The sequence below is a fragment of the Nocardiopsis quinghaiensis genome (assembly GCF_008638365.1).
In the GTDB taxonomy this organism is placed as follows: Bacteria; Actinomycetota; Actinomycetes; order Streptosporangiales; family Streptosporangiaceae; genus Nocardiopsis; species Nocardiopsis quinghaiensis.
The window spans coordinates 28,773-54,010 of sequence record NZ_VWVU01000028.1; the positions used below are offsets into that span (position 1 = coordinate 28,773).

17 protein-coding genes are annotated in these 25,238 nt (G+C 72.6%); 2 read left to right on the forward strand and 15 right to left on the reverse strand.

Annotation, left to right across the window (positions count from 1 at the left end; genetic code table 11):
• Positions 1-10: 10 nt before the first annotated feature.
• From FYX01_RS21970 to FYX01_RS22000, 7 genes are read right to left on the reverse strand one after another with little or no spacing between them, the layout of a single operon-like run.
• The gene (locus FYX01_RS21970; protein ID WP_223830594.1) at positions 11-6,196 is read right to left on the reverse strand and encodes a type I polyketide synthase; all 6,186 of its coding nucleotides are present in this window, start codon (positions 6,194-6,196) and stop codon (positions 11-13) included.
• Positions 6,193-7,299 (reverse strand): alpha/beta hydrolase family protein, encoded by a 1,107-nt coding sequence (locus tag FYX01_RS21975; RefSeq protein WP_150244399.1) that lies wholly within the window; start codon positions 7,297-7,299, stop codon positions 6,193-6,195. The genes FYX01_RS21970 and FYX01_RS21975 overlap by 4 nt, the downstream gene beginning before the upstream one ends.
• Complete coding sequence (locus FYX01_RS21980) at positions 7,286-8,524, reverse strand: FAD-dependent monooxygenase (RefSeq protein WP_150244401.1); 1,239 nt, start codon at positions 8,522-8,524, stop codon at positions 7,286-7,288. The genes FYX01_RS21975 and FYX01_RS21980 overlap by 14 nt, the downstream gene beginning before the upstream one ends.
• The gene (locus tag FYX01_RS21985; RefSeq protein ID WP_150244403.1) at positions 8,521-9,270 is read right to left on the reverse strand and encodes a 2-oxo acid dehydrogenase subunit E2; all 750 of its coding nucleotides are present in this window, start codon (positions 9,268-9,270) and stop codon (positions 8,521-8,523) included. The genes FYX01_RS21980 and FYX01_RS21985 overlap by 4 nt, the downstream gene beginning before the upstream one ends.
• Positions 9,267-9,521: an acyl carrier protein gene (locus tag FYX01_RS21990; RefSeq protein ID WP_150244405.1), complete on the reverse strand. Its 255-nt coding sequence runs from the start codon at positions 9,519-9,521 to the stop codon at positions 9,267-9,269. Before FYX01_RS21990 ends, FYX01_RS21985 begins: the two co-directional genes overlap by 4 nt.
• Entirely contained in the window at positions 9,511-11,412 is a 1,902-nt protein-coding gene (locus FYX01_RS21995; RefSeq protein ID WP_150244407.1) for an HAD-IIIC family phosphatase, read from the reverse strand. The genes FYX01_RS21990 and FYX01_RS21995 overlap by 11 nt, the downstream gene beginning before the upstream one ends.
• Positions 11,409-12,473 (reverse strand): 3-oxoacyl-ACP synthase III family protein, encoded by a 1,065-nt coding sequence (locus FYX01_RS22000; RefSeq protein WP_150244409.1) that lies wholly within the window; start codon positions 12,471-12,473, stop codon positions 11,409-11,411. Before FYX01_RS22000 ends, FYX01_RS21995 begins: the two co-directional genes overlap by 4 nt.
• A 934-nt stretch (positions 12,474-13,407) precedes the next feature.
• On the opposite strand from FYX01_RS22000, the gene FYX01_RS22005 reads away from it, so the two are divergent.
• Positions 13,408-14,379, forward strand: coding sequence for an aldo/keto reductase (locus FYX01_RS22005; protein ID WP_150244411.1), 972 nt, complete (start codon positions 13,408-13,410; stop codon positions 14,377-14,379).
• An 88-nt stretch (positions 14,380-14,467) separates the two neighbouring features.
• Here the strand turns inward: FYX01_RS22005 and metX are convergent, their stop codons facing one another.
• Together metX and FYX01_RS22015 are read right to left on the reverse strand one after the other, a co-directional pair.
• Positions 14,468-15,607, reverse strand: a complete 1,140-nt coding sequence (gene metX, locus FYX01_RS22010; RefSeq protein ID WP_150244413.1) for a homoserine O-acetyltransferase MetX — start codon at positions 15,605-15,607, stop codon at positions 14,468-14,470.
• Complete coding sequence (locus FYX01_RS22015; protein ID WP_150244166.1) at positions 15,604-16,920, reverse strand: bifunctional o-acetylhomoserine/o-acetylserine sulfhydrylase; 1,317 nt, start codon at positions 16,918-16,920, stop codon at positions 15,604-15,606. Before FYX01_RS22015 ends, metX begins: the two co-directional genes overlap by 4 nt.
• A 496-nt stretch (positions 16,921-17,416) precedes the next feature.
• Between FYX01_RS22015 and FYX01_RS22020 the strand changes: the two genes are divergently transcribed.
• Entirely contained in the window at positions 17,417-19,909 is a 2,493-nt protein-coding gene (locus FYX01_RS22020) for an ATP-dependent Clp protease ATP-binding subunit (RefSeq protein WP_150244168.1), read from the forward strand.
• 64 nt (positions 19,910-19,973) lie between these two features.
• On the opposite strand, the gene FYX01_RS22025 is transcribed toward FYX01_RS22020, so the two are convergent.
• From FYX01_RS22025 to FYX01_RS22045, 6 genes are all read right to left on the reverse strand, one after another.
• Positions 19,974-21,272, reverse strand: a complete 1,299-nt coding sequence (locus FYX01_RS22025; RefSeq protein WP_190394430.1) for a cellulase family glycosylhydrolase — start codon at positions 21,270-21,272, stop codon at positions 19,974-19,976.
• A 313-nt stretch (positions 21,273-21,585) separates the two neighbouring features.
• The gene (locus FYX01_RS26325; protein ID WP_190394431.1) at positions 21,586-21,747 is read right to left on the reverse strand and encodes a hypothetical protein; all 162 of its coding nucleotides are present in this window, start codon (positions 21,745-21,747) and stop codon (positions 21,586-21,588) included.
• A 50-nt stretch (positions 21,748-21,797) separates the two neighbouring features.
• Positions 21,798-22,763 carry a TIGR03557 family F420-dependent LLM class oxidoreductase gene (locus FYX01_RS22030; protein ID WP_150244170.1) on the reverse strand — a complete coding sequence of 322 codons (966 nt, stop codon included), beginning with the start codon at positions 22,761-22,763 and terminating at the stop codon, positions 21,798-21,800.
• A gap of 54 nt (positions 22,764-22,817) precedes the next feature.
• A complete protein-coding gene (locus tag FYX01_RS22035; RefSeq protein ID WP_190394432.1) occupies positions 22,818-23,987 on the reverse strand; it encodes an SDR family NAD(P)-dependent oxidoreductase in 1,170 nt (389 codons plus the stop codon).
• Between the two features lie 266 nt (positions 23,988-24,253).
• Positions 24,254-24,649, reverse strand: a complete 396-nt coding sequence (locus tag FYX01_RS22040) for a DUF2267 domain-containing protein (RefSeq protein WP_150244174.1) — start codon at positions 24,647-24,649, stop codon at positions 24,254-24,256.
• Between the two features lie 140 nt (positions 24,650-24,789).
• The gene (locus FYX01_RS22045; RefSeq protein ID WP_150244176.1) at positions 24,790-25,131 is read right to left on the reverse strand and encodes a DUF8129 domain-containing protein; all 342 of its coding nucleotides are present in this window, start codon (positions 25,129-25,131) and stop codon (positions 24,790-24,792) included.
• Positions 25,132-25,238 lie beyond the last annotated feature (107 nt).

The window sequence follows — 25,238 nt, forward strand, 5'->3', positions numbered from 1 at the left end:
GGTCAAAGGTTCAGGCGGAGGTGGTGAGGCGCTCGTCCAGTACGGCGGCCAGGGCCTCGGTACTGCCGTAGGTCCACAGCAGGGTCGGCGAGAGCTTGAGGCCGAAGGCGACCTCCAGCCGGTTGCGCAGCTCCAGGCTCATCAGGGAGTCCAGTCCGAGCTCCTTGAAGGGGACGCGCCGGTCGATGGCGTCGGACTCCATGCGCAGGACGCGTCCGGCCAGCTCCCGCACCTTGGCCTCGACTAGGCCGGGCCGCTGGTCGGGGTCGGCCGCCAGCACACGGACGCGGAACTCGTCGCCCTCCGTGCCGCCGCTGGTGGCACGGTCCTTGAGCAGTTCCCAACTGGGCTGGGCGGCGGTCTCGGGATAGGCGTCGAACCAGCGGCGCAGGTTCAGGGGCACGTACCCCGTGACGGGGGTGTCGGCGGCGAGCAGGCCCTCCAGGGCCCGCCACGCCTCGGCGGCGGTGAACCCGCCCATGCCGCGGTCGGCGAGCCGGTCGCCGCGGTTGGCGTCGGCGGCTGCCAGGCCCACGTCCGTGAACGGGCCCCACTGCACGCTCAACGCGGGCAGGCCCCGGTGGCGGCGGGCCACGGCCAGGGAGTCCAGGTAGGCGTTGGCCGCCGCGTAGGCGGCCTGTCCGACGTTGCCGACCAGGGCCGCGGCCGACGAGAACAGCAGGAAGAAGTCGAGCGGGTCGTCGACGGTCAGGGCGTCCAGGTGCCGGGCGCCGTCGACCTTGGGGCCGATGACACGTTCGATCGCCTCGGGGGTCAGTGTGTCGATGGTGGCGTCGTCGAGCACTCCGGCCGCGTGCACGACGCCGCACAGCGGCGTTCCGTCCTCGCGCAGTTCGGCCAGGAACTTCTCCACCGAGACGGCGTCCGTGACGTCGGCGGAGGCGGTGGTGACCCCGGTTCCGCGCTCACGCAGTGCCTCGATGCGCGCCCGGGCCTCGGCGGTGGGCCCCGACCGGCCGACGAGGACGAGTGCGCCCGCTCCCCTGTCGGCCATGTGCTCGGCCAGGGACAGGCCCAGCGCGCCCAGGCCGCCGGTGACGAGGTAGCGGCCGTCGGCGCGCAGGCTTCCGCCCGGCATCGCCTCGGGGGCGATGGAGGTGACGGTGTCGGGGTCGGTGAGCACGATCTTGCCGACGTGGACGCCGCGCGCCATGTCGCGCAGCGCGTCGGCGGCCTCCGCGAAGGGACGGGTGGTGTACGGGAGCGGGGTGAGCGTCCCCTCGCGCACCGCGGCCCAGACGCGGTCGAAGAGCCGTGCGAAGCGCTCGGGGCGCCGGGACATGAGCCCGGCCAGGTCGACGGCGGCGAAGGACACGCCCTTGCGGAACTCCGACAGGTCCAGGGAGCGGCCCTGGTAGATGTCCTTCTTGCCGACCTCGACGAACCTGCCGTCCTCGGCCAGGACCTTCATGCCCAGGCCGATGGCGGCACCGGAGAGCGAGTTGAGCACGACGTCCACGCCGTGCCCGCCGGTGGCACCGCGCACTCCGTCCGCCCAGGACAGGTCGCGGGAGTCGAAGACGTGCTCGATCCCGGACTCACGGAGCATCCGCCGCTTGTCCTCGCTGCCCGCGGTGGCGATGACGTGCGCGCCGGCCGAGCGCGCCACCTGCACGGCGGCCTGGCCGAGGCCGCCCGCCGCCGAGTGGACCAGCACGGTCTCGCCCTCCTCCAAGCGGGCCAGGTCGCGCAGTCCGTACCAGGCGGTCATGGCCGCCAACGGCAGGGTGGCGGCCTCGGCCTCACCGAGGTGGTCGGGGAGGGCCCGCACGTGGTCCGCGCGCAGGGTGACGTGGGAGGCGATGGCGCCGAAGACGCAGGCCGCGACCCGCTGTCCGGGCCCGAAGCCGGTGACGCCCTCACCGACGGCCGTGACGTGCCCGGCGCACTCGCCGCCGAACAGGTCGCCGCCGCTGGGGTCGGGGTAGGTGCCCAGGGCCTTCATGACATCGATGAAGTTCAGCGCCGACGCGCTGACCCGCACCTGTACCTCACCGGGGCCGGGGCGGTCGGCGGTGAGCGGCCGGTAGACGAGCCGCTCCCACAGTCCCGGGCGGTCGGAGGTGAGGCGGTGGGACCGGCGCGGCGTCGCCCAGGCGACGGGGACCGGTCCGCTCTCGTCGGGGCCGCCGACCAGGCGGCCGACGAGGCGCCGGTCGGAGCGCACCAGGACCTGGTCCTCACCGTCGTCGGAGAGGAGCTCGGCGACCGCGTCCGCGACGCGGTCGGTTCCGGAGACGTCGACCACCCGCGGGGACAGCTCACCGTGCTCGCGGCGCAGCACACGGGCGAAGCCCCAGTACAGGGCGGCGCCCGGGTCGGGAACCTCGGTGGGGTCGGCGGCCTGCGCGGCGTGGGTCAGCACGGTCAGGCGGGGAGGGACGCCGCGCCCGGCGCAGGCGCGGACGGTCCCGGTCAGCTCGGTGAGCCCGGCACGCTGGGCGTCGAGGCCGCGCGCGGCGCTCGGGGCGACGTGGACGACCGCGTCCACCGGGGTCCCGGAGACCTCGGCCATGGTGCGTCCCCGGTGGACGGCGGCCCCGGCCGCCTCCAGCGCGCGGGCGAGGTCGCCGGTGCCGTCGGCGGGGTCGCCCACGACCGCCCAGGCGGACGTGGTCGCGGAGGCGGGGCCGAGGGCGGGGCGGTCGACGTAGGTCATGCGGTGCAGGCGTTCGGCCTCGGACCCGCGTTCCTCGGTTCCCTGGAGCGGGCTCAGGCGCAGCCCCCTCATGGTCACCAGGGGGCGCTCGGCGTCGTCGAACAGGGTGAGGTCGAACAGGTGGGTGTCGCGCCGCACGGCGTGGCTCCACCCGGCGAGCACCGGTTCGGCGAGGTCGTGGTGGAGGGTCACCCGGTCGACCCCGGTCGGTACGACCGTGGCGTCGTCACCGCACAGGGCGAGGGTGACCTGCAGGGCCCCGTCCCACAGGGCCGGGTGCAGCCCGTGGGGACGCGCTCCGACCCGGCCGCGCCCGTCGAGGGCGATCCTCCCCAGGGCCTCGGTGCCGTCGTGGCGCAGTTCGGTGACGACGCGGAAGGTCGGTCCGTAGTTGAGTCCGCGCGCGGCACAGGCGTCGTAGAAGGCCTCGACGTCACCGGCCCGCGCGGTGCGCAGGGCCTCGGGGAAGGCCTCGGCCCGCTCGTCCCCGGCCGGGGCGTGGTGAACGCGCGCCGTGGCGTGGGTGGTCCAGCCGCCGGCGCCCTCGGGAAGGGACATCAGGGTGAAGCTGCCCCCCTCCGCGACGTCGTCGCGCCACAGCACGGCCAGGCGGGCGGTGTCCTCGGCCAGGGTGAGGTCGCTCAGGAAGCGCACGTCGACCAGGTCGCGGGGCGGTGCGCCGCCACGCGCACGGGCGGTGGCGAGGGCGAACGAGAGCATGCCCGTGCCGGGGAGGACGACGGAGTCGTGGACGCGGTGGTCGTCGAGCCAGGGCTGGTCGCGCACGTCGAGGGTGATCTCGCCCTGCCAGGCGTCCTGCTCGACGGTGAGCGGGGACAGGGTGAGTTCGGTGCCGCCTCCGGTGCGCCTGCGGGCCTCGGGCACCCAGTAGCGGGTGCGCTGCCACGGATAGGGCGGCAGTTCGGTGCGCGCGTCGGCGGGCACGTGCGCCACGGGCTCCAGCCCGCTGGTGTAGGCGCGGGCGAACGCGCGGGCCAGGTCGGTGGTGGTGCCGCGGTCCCGGCGCAGTGTGGTCAGCACGCTGACGTCGGTGCCGTGTTCACCGGCCAGCCCCTCCAGGGCCATGGCCAGGATCGGGTGGGCACTGACCTCCACGACGTGGGTGACCCCTTCGTCGAGCAGGGCGCCGACCGACTCGGCGAAGCGCACCGGGCGGCGCAGGTTGGCCACCCAGTAGTCGGCGTCGAGCTCGGCGCCGGTGAGCACGCGCGCCTCGACCGTGGACATCATCGGCACGTCCCCCTCGCGGGGCGCCACGTCCGCCAGGTCCCGGACCAGGCCGTCGGAGACCTCGTCCACCTGGGGGCTGTGCGAGGCGTAGTCCACCTTGACCAGGCGACAGTCCACCCCGTCGGCCTCCAGCAGCTCCTTGAGCACCAGGACGGAGTCGGACTCGCCGGAGAGCACACACGAGGTCGGTCCGTTGTTGACCGCCAGGGACACGAACTCCTCGAAGCCCTCCAAGGAGCGCCGGGCACCGTCCCTGTCGAGCTCGACGGCCATCATGAGTCCCTTGCCGGCGATGGCGCGGACCGCGGTGCTGCGGCGCGCCACCACACGGGCGGCGTCCTCGTAGGACAGGGCGCCGCTGACGGTGGCCGCGGCGACCTCGCCCTGGCTGTGGCCGACCACGACGTCGGGTTCCACTCCGGCCGCGCGCCACAGCTCGGCCAGCCCGACCGAGGTCGCCCAGAGCACGGGCTGGACCACGTCGACCTGGTCGGTCCAGGAGGTTCCGGCTTCTCCGGCGACCACCTCGGCGAGGTCCCAGTCGACGTGGGCGGACAGGGCGCGCCCGCAGCGGTCGACGGTCTCGCGGAAGACGGGGGCGTGCTCGTAGAGCTCCCTTCCCATCTCGGCCCACTGGGAGCCCTGTCCCGGGAAGACGAACGCGACGCGTCCGACGGGACCGGGGTGCCCGGTGAGGACGTCGGTGGACTCCTCGGGGTCGTGGGTGCCGTCCGCGAGGGAGCGCAGCCCTTCGGCCAGTTCGGCGGGGTCGGTGGCGACCAGGGCGGCCCGCACCGGCAGGTGGTCGCGGCGCCGTGCCAGCGCCCCGGCCGCGCCGGGCACGTCCAGCTCCCCGGCGGCCAGGGCGTCGGCCAGGTCGCCCGCGCGCTGGCGCAGCGCGGCCTCGGAGTGGGCGCTGAGCGCGGTGAGCAGGGCGGGCACCGGTTCGACGGCGCCCGGCCCGGCGGTCTCGGGAGCGGTGGCGAGGACGGCGTGGGCGTTGGTGCCGCCCCATCCGAAGGAGTTGACCGCCATGTACAGGGGCTCGTCGCCGGGCAGCTCGACCGGGGTGCGCACCGGGGAGACGTTGAGGTCGTCGAAGGCGATCGCGGGGTTGAGCGTCCCGGCGTGCAGGCTGGCCGGGATGGTGCGGTGCCGCAGCGCGAGGACGACCTTGACCAGTCCGGCCAGGCCCGCGGCGGCCTCCAGGTGGCCGATGTTGGTCTTGACCGACCCGATGCGCAGGGGACCGGCCCCGGGTGAGCGGGTGGTGCCCAGGACGCGGCCGATGGCCTCGGCCTCGATGGGGTCGCCCTTGGGGGTCCCGGTTCCGTGGGCCTCGACGTAGGCGAGCCGGTCCGGGGACAGGCCCAGGCCGCCGTAGGTGGTGCGCAGGAGGTCCTCCTGCCCGGCCGGGTTGGGCGAGGCCAGGCTGTCGCCGCCGCCGTCGTTGTTGACCGCGGTACCCGCCAGGACGGCGTGGACCCGGTCGCCGTCGGCCAGGGCGGCGTCCAGGGGCTTCAGGTGGAGGGCGACCACGCCCTCGCCGCGCACGAACCCGTCGGCGTCCGCGGAGAACGCCTGGCACAGGCCGCGGTCCGACAGCCCGCCGAAGTGCGTCAGTCCGACGGACACGTCGGGGGCGAGGATGAGGTTGACGCCGCCGACCAGGGCGGAGTCGATCTCGCCGTGCCGGATGGCCTGGGCCGCCAGGTGCAGGGCGACCATGGCCGAGGAGCACCCGGTCTCGACGGTCATGCTGGGGCCGGTCAGGCCGAGGAAGTAGGACACGCGTGCGGCGATGACGTCCGGGGCGTTGCCCACCGCGCTGTGCTGGGTGGCCGGGACGCCGCGCTCCTTGCGCAGGAGCTCGTAGTCGTGCCAGGAGGCCCCCACGTACACGCCGCAGCGGGTGCCGCGCAGACGGCTCGCGGGCTGTCCGCCGTCCTCCAGGGCACGCCAGGCGGCCTCCAGGACGAGGCGCTGCTGGGGGTCGATGTCCCCGGCTTCGCGCGGGGAGATCCCGAAGAACACGGGGTCGAAGTCGCCGACGTCGTCGAGGAAGCCGCCGACGGCCTGGACGTGCTTCTCCGGGTCGAGCTGGGCGGTGGCGTCCCAGCGGTCGGCCGGGACCGGGCCGATGGCGTGGCGGCCCTCGGTCAGCATGTTCCAGAGGGCGCCGGGGTCGGGTGCGCCGGGAAGGCGGCTCGCCAGGCCCACGATGGCGACATCGCGGGTGTCCTTGCCGTGGTCCGCTGGGCTCAAGGGGTTCCTCCAGTGGCGACGGGGCCGTTGTACAGCGGCCGGATACGCATCAGGCGGCGGGTCAGCAGGCCGAGGAGGGAGGACAGTCCCCGTCGTCCGGCGTGCTGGCACAGGGCGGTGAGGGTGAGCAGGCGCGTCTGCCGAAGGTGGTGGGGCGCGCCGTGCACGTCGTCGAAGGCGTAGACGCTCAGACCGGTGTTGAGTACCGAGGCGTCTCGCCAGTCGTGGCAGGGGATGATCTCGTCGCGGGTGCTGGCCACGTAGGTGACCGGTATGCGCAGCGCGGCGATCTCGTCGGGGGCGAGGGCCAGTTCGTCCAGCCGTGCGGCCAGTTCGTCGTGGCTGACGCGAGCCGCGCGGCCCAGCGCGGCGCGGGTGATCCGGGGCATGCCCGCGTGCGCGTCGGGGTCGGTGAAGAAGGCCCGCAGGGGCGCGCCGACGGTGACCAGGCGCCGGAGGCGTTCGTCCCGCGCCGAGCACAGCATGGCCAGGTGGCCGCCGAAGCTGGGCGCCACGGCCAGGGTGTTGGCCGCGTCGCAGTCGTCGGCGACGGCGTCCATGATGGCGGTGTAGACGTCCGCCGCGGCCCTGGAGTAGGGCACCTCGTTCTCTCCCACGCCGGGGAAGTCGGCGATGGCGATGGCGCAGCCCAGTCTGCGGCTCAGCCCCAGGAAGCCGCTCCACTGCTCCTTGAGCGCGACGATGCCGCCCATCATCACCACGAGGGGCGCGTCGGTCTTGGGAGGGCGTGAGAAGAGGAAGGACACCTTGGCCTCGCCGACCCGGGCGAACCGCTTCTCCCCCGCACCGGTCTCGGCCATCCAGCCGACGGTGGCCGAGGCGGCGCTACGTGCCGCGGAGGCCTTGGCCGGGGTGTCGGCGCAGGGGAAGCGCGCCAGGACGTACAGGTTCGCGGCATCGGGGGTGTTGCCGCTCTCGTGGCACTCGGCGGCCAGGCGGGACCACTCGGTGACCCACCCGCCCTCTCCGACGCCGTCCAGGTCGTGGATCCGGTCGAGCACCCGCTCGATCTCGGCGGCGCTGAGTCCCATGTGCCGGGCGTGGAGCCGGACGAACTCCTTCGCCTCGTCAAGCGCGCGCATGCAGGTCCTCGGTGTCCATGTCGTGGGGGGCGTTCAGAACGCGGTCGAGCAGGCGGTACTTGAACGGCAGCCGGTTGATGACCCGCATCCGGGTCCGGCGCATGGCGGTTCCCGCGGCCGAGGAGTGGGCCAGGGCCGCCTCCTGGAAGCGCTGGAACCGGGTGACCATCGTCTTGTGCCTGCGCCGTTCGGCGGTGACCTCGTCGAAGACGCCCGCGGGGAGCGCGCCCTCCTTCTCCCTCAGCGCGCGTGCGATCACCGGGCAGAAGTACACCGCGTCCTGGATGGCGAGGTTGACGCCCTGGCCGAGGATGGGGGTGCAGGTGTGGGCGGCGTCGCCGACGAGCAGCAGGCCGTCGCGGCTCCAGGTCTCCATGTCGGTCGTGAAGATCTCCAGGAAGGACGTGTCCTTCCATGAGGTGATGTGCTCCCCGACCAGGTCGGTGAGCTGCGGGGCGACCTCCCCGATCCCCGCCTTGAAGGCCTCCAGGCCCTGGGCGCGCACGTCGGCGAGACCGCGCTTGGGCAGGTTGTAGCCCACGCGCAGCAGGTCGGGGAAGGCCGGCAGGATCACCAGGTGCCTGTCCCCGGAGGCGAGGAGGTTGCCGTCGTGCCCCCAGTCGTCGGGACGCGGCAGCTTGAACCACAGGAAGTCGCGTTCCATCGGCTGGACGTCGACGGCCAGGCCGGAGAGCTTGCGGGTCTTGGAGAAGCGGCCGTCCGCGCCGACGACGAGCCGGGCGCGCACCTCCACGCGCTCGTCACCGCGGCGCAGCACACCGCCGCGTACCTCGCCGTCCTCCTCCACCAGGCTGGTCAGGTTGGACTGGGGCATGTACGTGAAGTTCGGGTACCCGGCCGACCCGTCCAGGAACGCGCCGATGAGGGCGGGCTGGGGAATGTCGATGGGCACGGCCCCGATCGGGAAGCGCCGGTAGTCGATGTGCATCACCCGGCGGCCCTTCTCCCACTGCCCGATGCCCGTCATCTCGACGAACCCGTGCTCGCGCAGGGCCGACTCGAAGCCGAGCTCGCGCAGGGTCAGCACCGAGCGGGCGGCGATGGTCTCGCCGCGGAAACTGCGTTCCAGCGTGGACTGCTTCTCGGCCAGGACCACGTCCACACCGGCTCGGGCCAGAAGGTGCGCGAGGAGCCCTCCGCCGGGGCCCGCGCCCACGACGAGGACGTCGGTGTGCACCGTGTCGCCGGTCTCGCGCGTCGTCATTTCCAGTTCTCCAGTCCGTGTTTGACCTCGCCCAGCAGCTCCGCCGCGAGGGCACCGTCAACGACCCGGTGGTCGAAGGTGAGGCTGAGGGTGAGCACCGGTCGGACGACGACCTCCCCGTCGCGTACGACAGGGGTGTCGGTGATGGTGCCGATCCCGAAACCCCAGGTCCCGCCGATCATCGGCAGGATGGCGCGCACCGGTTCGTGGCCCACCGACGTCACCGAGAAGGTGCCCTGGAGCCGGGCCCTGCGCCGGGGGTCGCGCAGGACGGCCTTGTAGAGCAAGCGCACCAGCGGCAGGGGCAGGCGCTGCAGTCTGCGCACCTGGGCGAAGGGGCCATCCGGCGTGGCGTCGTCCTTCTTGTGGTCGTCGATGACCCTCTGGATGTCGGTGACGCCGAGTCCCTGCGCGGACTCGACGGATCCGGAGAGCACACAGCGCTGGCCGTCGACGGTCTTGTCGAACAGGACCTTGGCGTGCACGTCCTCGACCGTGGCCAGCCGGGGGCGCAGGCCGTCGCGCAGGACCGTGCGGGCGTCGCCGTTGGCCGCGATCGCGTCGGCGGCGGCCTTGACGACGTAGCTGACGTAGCTGGTGCGCTCGGTCGCGGCCTCGCGGTCCCGGCGCAGCGCGGTGACGTCGACGTCGGCCAGGAGGTGGACGTGGCAGGTGTTGCGGGCGTCGCGCAGGAACGCGTAGGTCTGGCGGCGCTGGGCGGGGATGCCCCGCAGGGGTGTGCTCACAGGTCGGCCCCGTCCCGGGCGGACACGTGGGGGTCCAGGACCGCCGCCATCTCACCGAGGGTCCGGGCGCGTTCGAACGCGTCGTAGTCGAGTTCGGCGCCCAGCTCGCGTTCCAGGTAGACGAGCACGCGCAGGGCGTTGACCGAGTCCCAGCCCTCGACGTCGGCCAGGCGCACCTCCGGGGCCAGGCCGTCCTCGTCAACGTCCAGGAGGTCGGCCACGACCTCTTTGAGCAGCTCCTCAGAGCGCATCGATGATCTCCTCGCCTTGGGTGATGGTGATCCAGGCGGGAAGCGGTGGGGGCTCCGCCAGATCGTGGTGGAAGGTACGGGCGCCGTCCGCGGCTCCCGCCTCGGCGGTCACCTCGGTGAACCCCGCCTCCGGGTAGAAGTCCGCGAACTTCGCGTTGCGGTCGGTCCGGACGAAGGAGGCGGTGACCGCGGAGGCGCCGTGGCGGAGCGCGGCGCGCAGGACGCCGCCGACGATCGCGTGTTCCACGTCACGGGAGAAGACCCGGCAGCTCATGACGATGTTGCCGATCTCCCAGGCCCCGCCGTCCCCGGGGACGAGGGCCAGCGCGGCGATCAGTCCGTTGTCGCCGAACCGGTCGGACAGGCGCGCGGCGTAGAAGCCGCCGCCCCGGTCGGTGATCCGCGCGATCTCCTCGGCGCCGTAGCGGCGGCCGGTGAGGTTGAACTGGTTGGTCTTGGCGAACAGCTGGACCACCCGGGCGGAGTTGAGCTCGCCGAAGGGCTCCAGGGAGAGCCTGGAGTCCAAGGCGTGCAGGTAGCTCTCCAGGTTGTCCGATCCCACCCGCAGCTGCTCGCGGCCGGTCTGGGCGCGGTACATGCCGGAGCGGCCCCGGTCCTCCTGTGTGAGCCTCAGCAGGTCGGTCCCGGCGGTGCGGGCGACGAACAGGGCGTAGCCGCTCGGGTCCGCGGGCATCTCCGGGACGGTGACCTCGGGCAGCGCGTGGCGCATGAGCTCGCGTTCGGCGGGGTTGTCGTCGACGAACACCATGGAGTCGGCGCCGATGTTGAGTTCGCGGGCGAGTTCGGCGACGTTGTCCGGCTTGGGCCGCCAGTTGGCGTGGACGGCGACCAGGTCCTCACGGGAGAGCACCATCTCGGGGTGGGTGGCGATGGCCTCCTCGGCGACGGCCTGGTCGTTCTTGGAGCTGACCGCGAGTATGACGCCCTGACGGCCGAGGTCGCGCGCCATCCGCTGCAGCTCGCTGAAGGCGGACCCCGGATAGGCGCCGCCGACGCGGACTCCGCCGACACCGTCGTCTCCGACCACCCCTCCCCACAGGGTGTCGTCCAGGTCCAGGACCAGGCACTTGCGGGCCAGCCCGAGCTCGGCGCGGGCCACGCGGGCCAGTTCCTCCGCGTAGGCGAGCAGGAAGTGGGGGGAGAACGCCTGGCTCGCGATGTGGCGCATGCGGTCGTCGGCCGCCACGGTCGGGGTGTCGAGCCCGGCCGTGTCCACGACCACCACCGAGGTGTGGTCGGCGGCCAGGGCCAGGATGTCGGCGTTCATCCGGTGCCAGGCCGAGGCCAGGCGCGCGCGGCCGGCGTAGTCGACGTGGCGTGCGCGGGCCAGCGGGGACAGGGGCACGGTGTTGAGGACGACGGTGCCCCCGAGGGTGCTCCGGCACGCGTGCGCCCACTCCCCCAGCTCGGCGGCGAACCCGGCGCAGCGCTGCTCCACCTGATCGAGGTCGAGGGGGTCGGCCACGGCCGACAGGACGGCCCTGTCGTCGAGCAGGCAGCTGACCACGCGGGGTGCCAGCTCGCCGAGCTCGGGCGCCCCGGTGAGGATCTCCAGCCGCCACTGGTCGAACCCCGCGGTGCGTGTGGTGGCGACGACGCCTTCACGGGCCAGTACGGCGACGGCCATGGGCGGCAGCGGATCGATCGTGGAGCTGGCGAGGAAGGCGATCCGTGTCTCGCGGAAGGTGCCGGACTCGGTGAGCGCGACGCGCTGTTTGGCGCCGTCGACGATGCGCCCGGCCGCCTCCAGGTCGAGCGGATCGGTCAGTCCGGCGATCAGCGCGCGGACCCGGCCGGGGTCGGTGCCCAGGCCGGCGCGTTTGAGCGCGCGCAACTCGGTGATCGGTCCGAGGCGCTCGGTGGTGCTCAACGGTCCTCTCCTCCGTCCCAGCGCAGCGCCATCCCGGAGACGACCCACTTGGAGGACTCGATCGCGGTGAGCAGCACGCGTCCGCCGTGGCCGTCGGGGGCGTCGGCGATGCGGCGCAGAGCCCGGTTGAGCTGGATGAACGGCAGGGCGTTGCCGTTGTTCCCGGTGTCGGCGACGCAGGAGACCGCCTGCTCGGGTCGCACCCCCATGTGCTCGCGGATGCGCTCGGTCATCACACCGTTGAGCTGGGGGGTGAGGACGTGCTCGACCTCGGCGACCGGCCAGCCGACGGACGCGGCCAGTTCCGTGAGGACCTCGGCGGCCAGGCCGGGCACGTTGGCCTCGATGGCCTTGTAGTCCTCCTCGGCCATCGGTTCGGGAACCGGTTCGCCCTTGGGTCCGGGGACCGCAGGGGCTCCCCCGGCGCCGTACCAGCGGACCAGTTGGGCCGGTTCACGGCCCTTGCCGACGGTGCGCAGGATCATGTGCTCGGTGGTCAGCGCGGGGCCCCCGCCCCCGGCCTCGACCACGGCGGCTCCGGCGCCGTCCCCGAACATCGCGAAGTTGACCATCCCGGCGGGACCGAGTTCGCGGACCGCCTCGTCGCTGGAGGGCATCAGCCTGCGGCAGGTGTCGGCGCCGATCACCAGGCCGCGTTCGGCCCCCGAGGCCAGCAGGGCACGGGCCGTGTAGAGGCCCTGGAGGGCTCCGGCGCATCCGGACATCAGCTGGAAGACGGGCAGGTCGTTCAGACCGAGCCGGTCGGCGACGAGGTTGGCCGTCGACGGCATCAGGTGGTCGGGCGAGGCGGTGGCGAGGATGAGGAAGTCCAGGTCGCCCGGCCCCACGGCGGCGGAGTCCATGGCCTGTCTCCCGGCGTCGGTGGCCAGTTCGCCCGTGAGCTTGGGTACCCCGTCCGGACTGTCCGGATCGCACAGGTACCGGGTGCGGTTGCCGGTGATCCGCTCGAGCCACCGCTCGTGCAGCCCGAAGCGTTCGGCGAGGTCGCGGTTGGTCACGGGGGTGCCCGGCAGTACCTCGCTCAGGGCTTTGATACGCATTCGACTCTTCCCATAGAAGTGGTTTCACCCGACGGTGACTTAAAAGTTCAACATTGGGATAAACCCGATGTGACCCTCGCCACTCTGCTGGAAGCCGAGGTGGCTGTTCACCCGGGCCAATGCCCTGGAAACTGCCACGGCCTCGCTGCCATCTATGACGACATTAGAGACACAAAGGGCAGAACGGCCACCCCTAAAGCGAGCTCGGGAACCCCTAGAAGACCCCTAAGAACATAAGGACATAAGGACAGAAGGCGACAGTACGGCGACACACAGTAGGTTTCTCATGTGTTTCCAAGGGCCTCTTCCGCTTTCCCGAAAGTGTTACCTGAAGTAGCCCCGCGTTGCGCGGCGACCCTGCCAGCGAGTCGTCCGGCGGCCACTCCCCGCGACCGCGCCCGCTCGCACCCCGGACCGTTTCCCGCCCGGAGAGGGCCAGGGCGCTCGTCGTCCCACCGCGCCCGGACAGGGAATTCCGATACCGACCGGGACGTGCGGACGGACCCGCGCGCCGGAACCCTCCGGGAATCCACCCGGAAACCGTCCGTGTCCACCCGGACACACGCCACGGTTTCCACGAAACGGTCCGCCCCCATACCGAAGCCCGCACCGCCGCCTTTTCCGCGGAGAAGCAGCCGGGGGAAATTCGGCTTCGCTTCTCCTGCACGCCATGTGGATGACCTCGCGTGTACGGCGTTTCGGACCCGGCGTTATGCCATGGACTCGAAGCCGGAGGTGAAGCAAGTCGAAACCCGGTTCATCCCTGAAGCGCCGCATAGGGAAATTCCCCTTTTCCGGAACCCCGTACCAAAGGAAACGCCCCTGACACCCGCGTGTGACACTCCGACGGGGAGGAGGACGACGGCCTTCCCGCCGCCCGCTGGCCTAACCTGTCGACCGCACGTATCCGGCACCCCGACAGGACACGGTGATCATGAACGACGTCCAGCTTCGCCGCCTCGGCCGCTCCGACCTGCGCGTGTCCCCCCTGTGCCTGGGCGGGAACGTCTTCGGTTGGACCGCGGACGAGCGCGCCTCCTTCCAGATCCTGGACGCCTACACGGCGGCGGGAGGCAACTTCGTCGACACGGCCGACTCCTACTCCGCCTGGGTCGAGGGACACCGGGGCGGCGAGTCCGAGACGGTCATCGGCCGCTGGCTGGCCTCCCGCGGGCGGCCCTCGGACCTGGTCATCGCCACGAAGGTCAGCCGGCACCCCGACTTCCCGGGCCTGTCCGGACCCAACGTCAAGGCGGCCGCGAAGGCCTCCCTGGAACGGCTGGGCGTGGGGACCATCGACCTGTACTACGCGCACTTCGACGACACCGAGACCCCGCTGGCCGAGAGCGCGCGGGCCTTCTCCGAGCTGGTGGACGAGGGCAGGGTGCGCTACGTGGGCCTGTCCAACCACGGCCCCGACCGCATCCGCGAGTGGCTGGACGTCTGTGAGCGGGAGGGGCTGCACGCCCCGGTGTGCGTGCAGCCCCCGTACAACCTGATGGAGCGCGGGATCGAGTCCGACCTGGTGCCGCTGGCCCGGGAGCGCGGTCTGGCCCTGCTGCCCTACTTCGGCCTGGCCCGCGGCTTCCTCACCGGCAAGTACCGTCCGGGCGCCGCCGAGGTCGACAGCCCGCGTGCGGGCAGGGCCCGCGCCTACCTGGACGATCCGCGCGGTGAGCGGGTGCTCCGGGCGCTGGACGCCGTCGCCGAGCGCAGCGGCATCCCCCAGGCGGCCGTCGCGCTGTCGTGGCTGGCGGACCGGCCCTCCGTGGTGTCGGTGCTCGCCAGCGCCCGCAGTCCCCAGCAGCTCGTGGACCTGCTGCCCGTCAACCGGGTCCGGCTGGGCGAGGAGCCCGTGTCCCTGCTCACCGAGGCCTCCGACCCCGAGCACTCCACGGCCTCCTGACGCCCTCCCGGACGCGCTCGGACAGGATCCGTCAGGAGGGGAGGGTCAGGGCCGGGGGCCGGGGGAGGCAGGGCCCGCCGCGTCCGTGTCAGTCCTGGTCGGCCAGGAGTTCGCGGACCAGGGCGGAGACCTGTTCGACCTCGACGAGGAACCCGTCGTGGCCGTGCGGTGAGGTGATCACCCGGGCACGCCCGGGCACGGGCAGGCGGCGGGCGATCTCGTCCTGCTGCCCCAGCGGGTAGAGGTGGTCGCTGCTCACCCCCGCCACGATGGTCCGCTCGGGCATCCGGCGCAGGGCCTCAGCCGCACCGCCCCGCCCCCGCCCCACGTCGTGGCCGTTCATCGCCTCGGTCAGCAGTACGTAGCTGGCCGCGTCGAAGCGGCGGGACAGCTTCCGCGCGTGGTGGTCGAGGTAGGACTCCACCGCGAAACGGCCGCCCGACCCGGGGTCCTCCCCCTCCTGGGGACGGCGGCCGAACCGGTCGTCGAACTCGTCCGCGCCCCGGTAGGTGACGTGCGCGATCCGCCGCGCCACACCCAGTCCGGCACCCGGGGACCGGCCGGTGTCGTGGTAGTCGCCGCCGCACCAGTCCGGGTCGGCGCGGATGGCGTGCAGCTGGGGCGCGGCCCAGGCGATCTGCCAGGCGGTGGTGGCCGCCGGGCAGGCCAGGAGCAGGAGCCGGCGGACGCGTTCGGGGAAGGTCGCCGCCCACTCCAGGGCGCGCATGCCGCCCATGGAACCGCCGATCACCGCCGCCCAGGAGTCGATCCCCAGGGCGTCCGCGAGCGCCTCCTCGGCGCGCGCGGTGTCGCGGATGGTGATGCTCGGGAACCGGCTGCCCCACGCCCTCCCGTCCGGCGCGGGTGTGGAGGGGCCGGTACTGCCCTGGCAACCGCCCAGCACGTTGGGGGCCACCACGAAGAACCGGTCGGTGTCCAGGGCCAGTCCCGGCCCGACCAGCCCCTCCCACCAGCCGGGGCTGGGATGGCCGGGGCCCGCCGGGCCGGTGACGTGGGCGTCACCGGTGAGCGCGTGCAGCACGAGGACCGCGTTGGTGCCGTGCGCGTTGGGCGTGCCCCAGGTCTGGTAGGCGATGCGCGCGCCGGGCAGGCGCTGCCCCGACTCCAGCTCCAGGGGCGCGTCCCACCCGACCCAGAGCCGTTCGCCCACGGGGTCGCCGGTGCCCCCCCCCCCCCGGGGGGCGCCACGGCTGGGAGCCTCGGTCACTGCTGCGCCTTCGCGGCCTGGAACCCCAGTTCCAGGTCGGCCTTGAGGTCGTCCACGTGCTCCAGGCCGACCGCGAGGCGGATCAGCCCCGGGGTGACCCCGGAGACGGCCTGCTCCTCGGGGGAGAGCTGGCCGTGCGTGGTGCTGGCGGGATGGACGATGAGGCTGCGCACGTCGCCGATGTTGACCAGCTGGCTGAACAGCTCGGTGCCGTCCACGAAGGCCCGTCCGGAGTCGACGCCGCCGTGCAGGTCGAAGGAGACGACGGCGCCCGCGCCCCGGGGCAGGTACCGGCGCGCCAGCTCGTTGGAGGGGCTGGAGGGCAGGCCCGCGTAGTAGACCTTCTCGACCTCGTCACGCGACTCCAACCACTCGGCGAGGGCCTGGGCGTTGGCGACGTGGCGCTCCATGCGCAGTGACAGGGTCTCGATGCCCTGGAGGATGAGGAAGCTGTTGAGCGGGGCGATGGCCGCGCCGGTGTCGCGCAGCAGCTGGACGCGCAGCTTCGCCGCGTAGGCGCCCGGGCCGAGGGCCTCCCAGTACTTGAGGCCGTGGTAGCTGGGATCGGGCTCGACGAAGTCGGGGAACCGGTCGCCGTGAGCGCCGAAGTCGAAGGTGCCCGCGTCCACGACCGCCCCGGCGACGGTGGTGCCGTGCCCGCCGAGGTACTTGGTGGCCGAGTGCACGACGATGTCGGCACCGTGCTCGATGGGCCGCAGCAGATAGGGCGTGGGCACGGTGTTGTCGACGATGAGCGGCACGCCCTCGGCGTGCGCGGTGTCGGCGACGGCACGTACGTCCAGGACGTTGCCGCCGGGGTTGGCGAGGGTCTCGGCGAAGTAGAACCCCGTCTCGGGGCGGGTGGCCGCGCGCCAGGCCTCGGGGTCGTTCTGGTCCTCGACGAAGCTGACCTTGATGCCGAGCCTGGGCAGCGTGTAGCGGAACAGGTTGTAGGTGCCGCCGTAGAGCAGGGGGCTCGCGACGGCGTGGCCGCCCGAGCCGACCAGGTTGAGCACGGCGGCGGTGACGGCGGCCGCTCCCGAGGCGAAGGCGACGGACGCGACACCGCCCTCCAGCGCGGTCATGCGCTGCTCCAGCACGTCCTGCGTGGGGTTCATGATCCGCGTGTAGATGTTGCCCGGTTCGGCGAGGCTGAAGAGGTCGGCGCCGTGCTGGGTGTCGCGGAAGACGTAGGAGGTCGTCTGGTAGATGGGCGTGGCCCGGGCGTTGGTGGTGGGGTCGGGCTGGGCCCCGGAGTGGATCTGCCGGGTCTCGAAGGACCAGGCCTGTTCGGGAGTGGCGTCGGCGGTCATGGCGCAACCTCTGTTCGGTGTTCAGGTCAGGGAAACAGGGCTCTGGGACGGTGGACGGCCCCGCCGACCACCGAGGAGTCAGGGCCCACAGAGCATGCCGGCCACCCGCGCATGGTCGACGTGGAGTCGTCGGATGAGCGCGATCATGGGACGAGATTAACATCCCGTATCAACAGGTGACCAACGCTTCTCATATTCTGGACATTCGCCGCACACCGGGCCGAGTGGGCCGTCCTCCCCGCCGCACGGTCGGACACGGCGCGGACCGCCCCCACCGCCCCCACCGTCGCGGCGTGTTATCCCGCACCGGACCCGGGTAGCGGGCCGGAACGGGGCACCCGGCCCGGCGCGGGCTCCCTGGCGCGAACCCCGGTGCGGGCGGGCGGCGGCCCTCGCGCGCGTTCCGTCCCCCACACCGGGATCCGCTACCGGCCGATCGACGGTCATTCACTTAGGGTGAAAAAGCCACTACTGAACGCACGGGGGACGAGACGAGATGACACACGACTTTCCCGAAGACCGCGGCAGCGACCCGGGGTCGTTCGACGAGTTCCTGGCGCGCTTCCTGGGGGCACGGGGACCGATCCGCCGCGTGGACCTGTCCAAGCTCATGAGCCCCGAGGCCCAGCAGGTGGCCGACGCCGCGGTGCGCAGCGCCCTGGAGACCGGCGGCGCCGACGTCGACACGATCCACCTGCTGTGGTCGCTGCTGCGGCACCCGCCCACCCGTGAACTGCTGGAGCACACCGGGTCCGACACCCGGCAGATCATCGACATCATCGACCAGGCGGTGGCCCAGGCCCCGAGGTCGGTACGCGGATCGGTCCGGCTCACGCCCGCCGCCAAGCGCACCCTGCTCGACGCCCTGCAGATCGCGCGGGCCACGGGCAGCTCCAGCATCACGCCCGAGCACCTGCTCTTCGCCCTGGCGGTCAACACCGACAACGCCGTCGGCCAGCTCCTGCACAGCTCGGGGATCAACCCCGAGTCCCTGCAGAAGGCGTCCGGGGCCCCGTCCCCCGCCGGACGGTCCGAGGGGGAGCCCTCGCCCACCCCGACCCTGGACGAGTTCGGCACCGACATGACCACGCTGGCCCGCGAGGGCCGCCTGGACCCGGTGGTCGGCCGCGACGACGAGGTCGAGCAGTGCATCGAGGTGCTGGCACGGCGCCGCAAGAACAACCCGGTCCTCATCGGTGACCCGGGCGTGGGCAAGACCGCGATCGTGGAGGGCATCGCCCAGCGCATCTTCGACGACGACGTCCCGGAGATCCTGCGCGGACGCCGCCTGGTCCAGCTCGACCTGTCCGGAGTCGTGGCGGGCACGCGCTACCGGGGCGACTTCGAGGAGCGCCTGAACAAGATCGTGGACGAGATCCGCAGCCAGTCCGACCAGCTGCTCATCTTCATCGACGAGATCCACACCATCGTCGGCGCCGGTGCCGCCGAGGGCTCCACGAGCGCCGGGAACATGCTCAAGCCCGCGCTGTCCCGCGGGGAGCTGCACATCATCGGCGCGACCACCGTGGACGAGTACCGCAAGAACGTCGAGAAGGACGCGGCCCTGGAGCGCCGCTTCCAGCCGATCCTGGTGCCCGAGCCGTCGGTGGAGGACACCGTCGAGATCCTGCGCGGGCTGCGCGACCGCTACGAGGCCCACCACCAGGTGAGGTTCAGCGACGAGAGCATGGTCGCGGCGGCCGAGCTGTCGGACCGCTACGTCACCGACCGGTTCCTGCCGGACAAGGCCATCGACCTCGTCGACCAGGCGGGCGCGCGGGTGCGCCTGCGGCTGAAGAGCTCCAGTTCCTCGCTGCGCGAGCTGGAGGGCAGGCTCAAGGGCCTGGAGAAGGAGAAGGAGAAGGCGGTCCGGGAGGAGGACTACGAGCGCGCCTCGGCGCTGCGCGACGAGATCGCCGAGGCCAAGGGGGCGATCCACCAGGCACGCGGCACCGGTTCGGCGGTGCCGGAGGTGACCGGCGCCGACATCGCCGAGGTGGTCTCCCGCAGCACCGGCATCCCGGTCGCCCGGCTCACCCAGGAGGAGCGGGACCGCCTGGTCAACCTGGAGGAGGTGCTGCACGGGCGGGTGATCGGCCAGGACGAGGCGGTCACGGCCGTCGCGGAGGCGATCCGCCGCTCACGGGCCGGACTGGGCGATCCCGACCGTCCGGTGGGCAGCTTCCTGTTCCTGGGTCCGACCGGTGTGGGCAAGACGGAGCTGGCGCGGGCGCTGGCCCAGGCCCTGTTCGGGTCCGAGGACTCCATGGTCCGCGTCGACATGAGCGAGTTCCAGGAGCGGCACACCGCCAGCCGCCTGACGGGCGCTCCCCCGGGGTTCGTGGGTTACGAGGAGGCGGGCCAGCTCACCGAGGCCGTGCGCCGCCACCCGTACTCGGTACTGCTGCTGGACGAGGTCGAGAAGGCCCACCAGGACGTGTTCAACCTGCTGCTGCAGCTGCTGGACGACGGGCGGCTGACCGACGGCCAGGGCCGCACGGTGGACTTTCGCAACACGGTGGTCATCATGACCAGCAACCTGGGGTCGGAGGTGATCACCGGCGGCGGCCCGATGGGCTTCACCAGCGGCGGCCAGGTGGACCCCGACACCGAGCAGCGGGTGATGCGGCGGCTGCGGGACGAGTTCCGCCCCGAGTTCATCAACCGCATCGACGAGGTCATCGTCTTCAAGCAGCTGGACGAGGAGGAGCTGGGCCGGATCACCCGCCTGATGCTGGAGCGCACCGAGAAGCGGCTGCGCGCGCAGGACATCGCCGTGCGGTTCACCGACGAGGCGGTGGGGTGGCTGGCCGAGCGCGGCTACCAGCCCACCTACGGCGCCCGCCCGATGGCGCGCACGATCCAGCGCGAGGTCGGCAACCGGCTCTCGCGCATGGTGCTGGACCAGCAGGTCGTGGCGGGCGACCACGTGCTGGTGGACGTGGACGACACCGGGGAGCTGCGGATCTCCACCGTGCCCTCGTTCTGAGGCGGGGATCCGGCGGCCCGCGGTCGCCGTGCGGGGGCGGGCCGCCCGGCCCGCCCCCGGGCGGTCAGCAGGCCCCGAGGTCCCTCCAGACGCCCCACTCACCCGTGGTTCCCGGCTCCTCGCCCCGGGTCCACCACTGGGCCTCGTACAGGCGTCCGCCGTGGCCGACCCGGTCCTCGCCGGTGTACACCGTCTCCGGGGACCAGGCCGGGACCTCGCACTCGTCCGGGTCGGTGGGCGGGTCCGAAGGATCGGTGGGATCCGTGGGCGGGACGTCCCCGCTCTCGCGGATACGGTCGCGGATCCACTCCCCCGCGGGCTTGAGCGCGTCCGTGCCGGCCCAGGGGCCGCCCGCGGCGCAGGTGCCGGGCTCGAAGACGGCGCCGGAGCGGAAGTCGTCGGAGAAGTTCCAGTTCACCCAGCTGATCTGCTCCTCGGCCATGAGGTCGAGGTAGGCCTGGGCGGAGGCGAAGTCGTCGGGCCCGTCCCCGGTGGCCTCCTGGGTGCCGAACTCGGTGACGAACAGCGGCAGTTCCCGCGCCGCGGCCCGCAGGCCCTCCCGGTGGAAGTCGCCGTGCGTGGCCGCGTAGAAGTGGAAGACGTACATGATGTTGTCGGCGTCGACCGGGTCCGCGGTGATCTCGGTGTGGTCGGAGCCGTCGGACAGGCCCAGGGAGGACCAGCCCCGGGTGCCGACGAGGACGACGGCCTCGGGGTCCTCGGCGCGCACGACCGGGATGATCTCCTCGGCGTAGCCCTTGATCGCGCTCCAGGAGACGTGGTTGGGCTCGTTGGCGATCTCGTACAGGACGTTGTCCTTGTCGGCGTGGGCGGCCGCGATCTCGGTGAAGAAGGTGCGCGCCAGGTCGGTGTTGTGGTTCGGATCGCCGGGCGTGAGCATGTGCCAGTCGACGATGACGTACATGCCGCGCTCGGTGCCCTCCTCGATCAGTTCGTGGACCCGGTCGGTGAAGCCGCGCGGATCGGTCTCGTAGCCGCCCTCCTGGATGTACATGGACACGCGCAGCACGTCGGCGCCCCAGTCGTGGGCGAGCGCGTCCAGGGAACCGTCGGTGAGGCAGTCGCCGTACCACTGCAGGCCGTGGGAGCTCATCCCGGTGAGCTGGACGGGGTCGCCGCTCTCGTCGCAGAGCTTGAGGCCGCAGACCCGCAACTGGCCGTGGGCCTCCACCGCGTCGGCTGCGGACCGGGCGGCCGAGCCGGTTCCGGCGGCGGGAGGGGTGTCGGCCGGGCCCCGCGCGGCCGCGGGAGCGGCCGGGGACAGGGTGGCGAGGAGTGCGCCCACGAGAGCGGCTACGGCCAGGACGGTACGGCCTCGGGCGGGGGACGGGGGTGGCGCCACGGTTCTTCCTCCAGCGGGTGACGGCTCGGCGCCGCGCACAACGGCCGGACCGAACCGGAAGGAGCCTTTCCTGTCACTGGCAACGTAGGCCAGCCGTCACACAGGGGGCAATACCCCTTACGGAGTGGATCCGAGTCGCTCGTGGCGGGACCGGATCCGCCGGCGACGGGTGGGAGAGCCGGGCGGCTGCGGAGGACCGGGGAGGGTATGCGACCGGATCCGTGGCCTCATCGGAGGCACGAACCCAGCGGGACGCACAGGCCGTGTACGTCCCGCGGGCTCTTCCGCGCAGGGATCCTTCCCTGCGGTGTCCTCAGACGGGCTCTGGCTCGGGCTCCGGGCCGGGCGGTTCGGGGAGCGGCTCGGGCTCCGGTTCCGGCTCCGGCGGGGGCTCCGGCATCGGGGTCGGGGGGAAGGGGTCCGGCGGCATCGGGTCGGGCTCGCGCAGGGTCCCGTCACGGGTACGGGTGCTCATGTCTCCTCCTCGCCGAACGGTGCGCGGGACTCCCGCGCACCGTTCCCGGTTCAGGCCTCGGCCCTGAGCCGAGGCAGGACCTCGTTCGCGTAGAACTCGAAGAAGCCCTCCTGGTCGTCACCGACCTGGCAGACGTAGACCTCGTCCACACCGGTCTCCAGGTACGGCCTGATCGCCTCCACGTGCACCTCGGGATCGGGCCCGCAGGCGACCTCGTCGGCCACCATCTCCGGGGTGACCAGGCCCTCGGTGAGCTGCTCGAAGTGGCGCGGCATCGGAAGCAGCTGGGGGGCCTCGCCCGCCAGCGCCTCGGTGGGCCACCTCTCGTACGCCACGCGCCGGGCCTCCTCCTCGGTCTCGGCCCAGCAGACCTTGAGCCCGCCCTGGACGGGCTTGCCGGCACCGCCCTCGGCGCGGAAGCGCTCGATGGTCTCGCTGCTGGGCGCCACCTGGATCAGGCCGTCGGTCTCACTGGCGGCCAGCCTGGTCGCCTTGGGGCCGAACGCGGACATGTAGATCCTCGGCGGATCCTCCGGCAGTGTGTACAGGCGCGCTGTGTCGACCTCGTAGTACTCGCCCCGGTGGTTGACGAGCTTGCCGGTCCACAGCTTGCGTATGACCCCGATGGCCTCCTCCAGCATCGACAGACGCCGGGAGGCGGGCGGCCAGGGCTGGCCGAGGATGTGCTCGTTGAGAGCCTCGCCGGTGCCCACGCCCAGGGTGAACCCGCCCCTGACCATCTCCGCCGAGGTCGCTGCCGCCTGCGCGACCACCGCCGGGTGCACGCGTGTGGTCGGGCAGGTCACCGCGGTGGTGATCGGCAGGGACGTCACCTGCCCGATCGCGCCGATCACCGACCACACGAACGGGCTCTGCCCCTGCGAGTCCAGCCACGGATGGTAGTGGTCGGAGATCCACAGGGAGTCGAACCCCGCCGCCTCCGCGCCCTGGGCCTGTCGGACCAACTCCCTGGGTCCGTGCTCCTCACAGGCGAGAAAGTATCCGAAACGCGTCACGTCGCAACCCCCGATCGCCGCTGTCTCCATGCGCTCCGCGCTGTTCCGGGCCGTTCACCGGCCCGGTGCGTCCGGCCCCTCGCCACGGGGCTCCTGCTTGGGCGGTCCCTCACCGCGCGGCCCCTGGTTGAGGCGTTCGCCGGCGCGCTCGTTGAGTGCCGTGGGCAGTTTCAGCGCGCGGTTGACGGCGTCGTCGTCCACCTCGCCTCCGGTCCGCTCCCTCGCCTGCTCGGGCGGATCCGGCAGCACACTGTCCATGACGCGCGTCACGCCCTGGACGAAGGAGGGGCACAGTCCCCGGGTGATGATGACCATCCTGGCCAGCGGTGTGAGCACCAGGTAGCCGCGCCCGCGGGCCGCCGCCTCCACGATCTTGTGGGCCGCGCGCTCGGCGTTCACCGAGACCAGGGGCAGCCCGGCGCCCAGGGAGAACCAGGTGTACTCGCGTTCGGGCCTGCCCGAGAACACGGCGGCCTTGTGGGAGCCGGTGCGCATCAGGCCCGGGACCACGGTCGTGACCCGCACGCCCCGGCCCGCGACCTCGGCGCCCAACCCCTCCGACAGCCCGACCTCGGCGAACTTGGCGCAGGAGTAGGGCAACAGGTGCGGCACGCTCAGGTGGCCGCCGATGGAGGTGATGTTGACCAGCGAGCCGCCCGTCTCGCCCAGCGGGCCGAGCGCGGCCCGCGAGATGCGCAGAGGCGCCCAGAACATCGTCTCCATGGCGTCGCGGAAACGGCTCTCGGAGAGCGTCTCGTGCGGCCCGACCTGGATGATGCCCGCGTTGTTGACGACGAAGTCCAGGCGCCCGAAGGTTCCGGTGGCCTCCTCCACCAGGCTCTCGGCCTGGTCGGGGTCGCGGATGTCGCACTGGACGCCGTGCGCACGCACGCCCCGGCCCTCCAGGTCGGTCAGCGCCCGGTCGAGCTCGTCCCGGGTGCGCGCGCAGATCACGACGGAAGCGCCGCGTGAGCCGAACTCGCGGGCCATCTGGAGTCCGAGCCCGCGGGAGCCGCCGGTGATCAGCGCGACCTTGCCGGGCAGCCGGGTGACGCGCCGTTTCCCGCACAGCGCCGCCGCGCCGACGCCCAGGGCGGCACCGGCCACGGCACAGGAGGCCGTGCCGCCGCGACGGCGGCGCACGGGTTCGGGCTCGTTCCTGCTCCGGAGCTTGGACACCGCCCAGCCCGCGGCGGTCAGGACCAAGGGTGCATTGCCTCGCATCACCGGCCGCTCCGTCCGTCGTGGTCGAAGACCCGGTGCGCGGTAGGTGCCACCACCATGTCACTCCCTGTGCGTCGAAGGAACGGTCCAGGGGGATGTGCGGATGTACGGCTACCCGAGGTGGGGGAACGGAAAACCGCGGATGGCCGCACATGGGCGAATCCCTGCCCCGGCGTTGCGGTCGGGGCGTCCCCCGGGTGCACGCGTGCACCCGGGGGACGCCTCGCGGGCCCCGGTTCCGCGCCGGGGCCCGGCCTGGGGACCTCTCAGCCCTGGAGGGTGAGCCGCCGCAGGTCCTCCGGCAGGGCCTGACGGATCTTGTCCATGACTCCCCCGGTGGTGGCCTCGTCGAGCACGTCGAACACGGCGTGGGCGCTGTGGGCGGCCTCCGGCGGGGCGCTGTGCGCCCGCTGCGCCACCCTGCTGAGGAACTCCTGCTGGTCGAAGCCCTCCGCGCCCGGCCCCTGCTCCGTCTGGCGGGTCACCCGGCGCATGTTCTCCCCGATCTCACGCGGCAGCTGCGCGGCGAGGTCCTCGCCCAGACCGGGGTCGACCCGCTCGGCGAGGGTCTCCAGCGTCGCCCTCGTGGCCTCCTCCGCGGCGCCGCGGCTGTCCAGGTGGGCCCGTGCCTGGACCTGTCCGATGAAAGTGTCGTGCTGCATGGTGTCTCCCCCTTCTGGCGTCGCCGCGGCACCGTGGCGGTGCGGGGAGGAGCCCGTCGGGAACGGCCTTCCTCCACGTCACGCGCACGGGGCGCAACGGCGGATACGGCCTCCCGCCCCGTGGGGCGGGGCCAGCCGCCTCACTGTCGGTCGCCCTTGGGCTTGGCGGGCTGGTTGGGAACGCCCTGCGGCGGCGGGCTCGACGCGGGAGCCGCGGTGTCCGTGCTCACCGGCGAGCCGCCGGTCGGCGGACCGGGCCGCTCGGGCTGGAAGTCCTGTGTACCCCCGGAGGGCTCGGCGCCCTCTTCGAGGTCGTGGAGCCGGTGGCGCAGGATCTCCAGGACCCCGGCACGGTTGGCGTGGCTCTCCTCGTAGTCGACCAGCTGACGCATCTGCTCTGTGTCGAGTGAGCGGACGCGGTGCTGGAGCGTCCCGACCGGAAGTCCCTCATAGCCCTCGATCGGGGGTGTGGTCTCGTGCATCGACGTTCCCTCCCCTTCTGCTCCGTACGACGATGGGGTGTAGGGGCACAGCTACCCGGGAGCCTGGACACGAAACAGCAGGTGGGACGGGCTTCCGAGGACATACG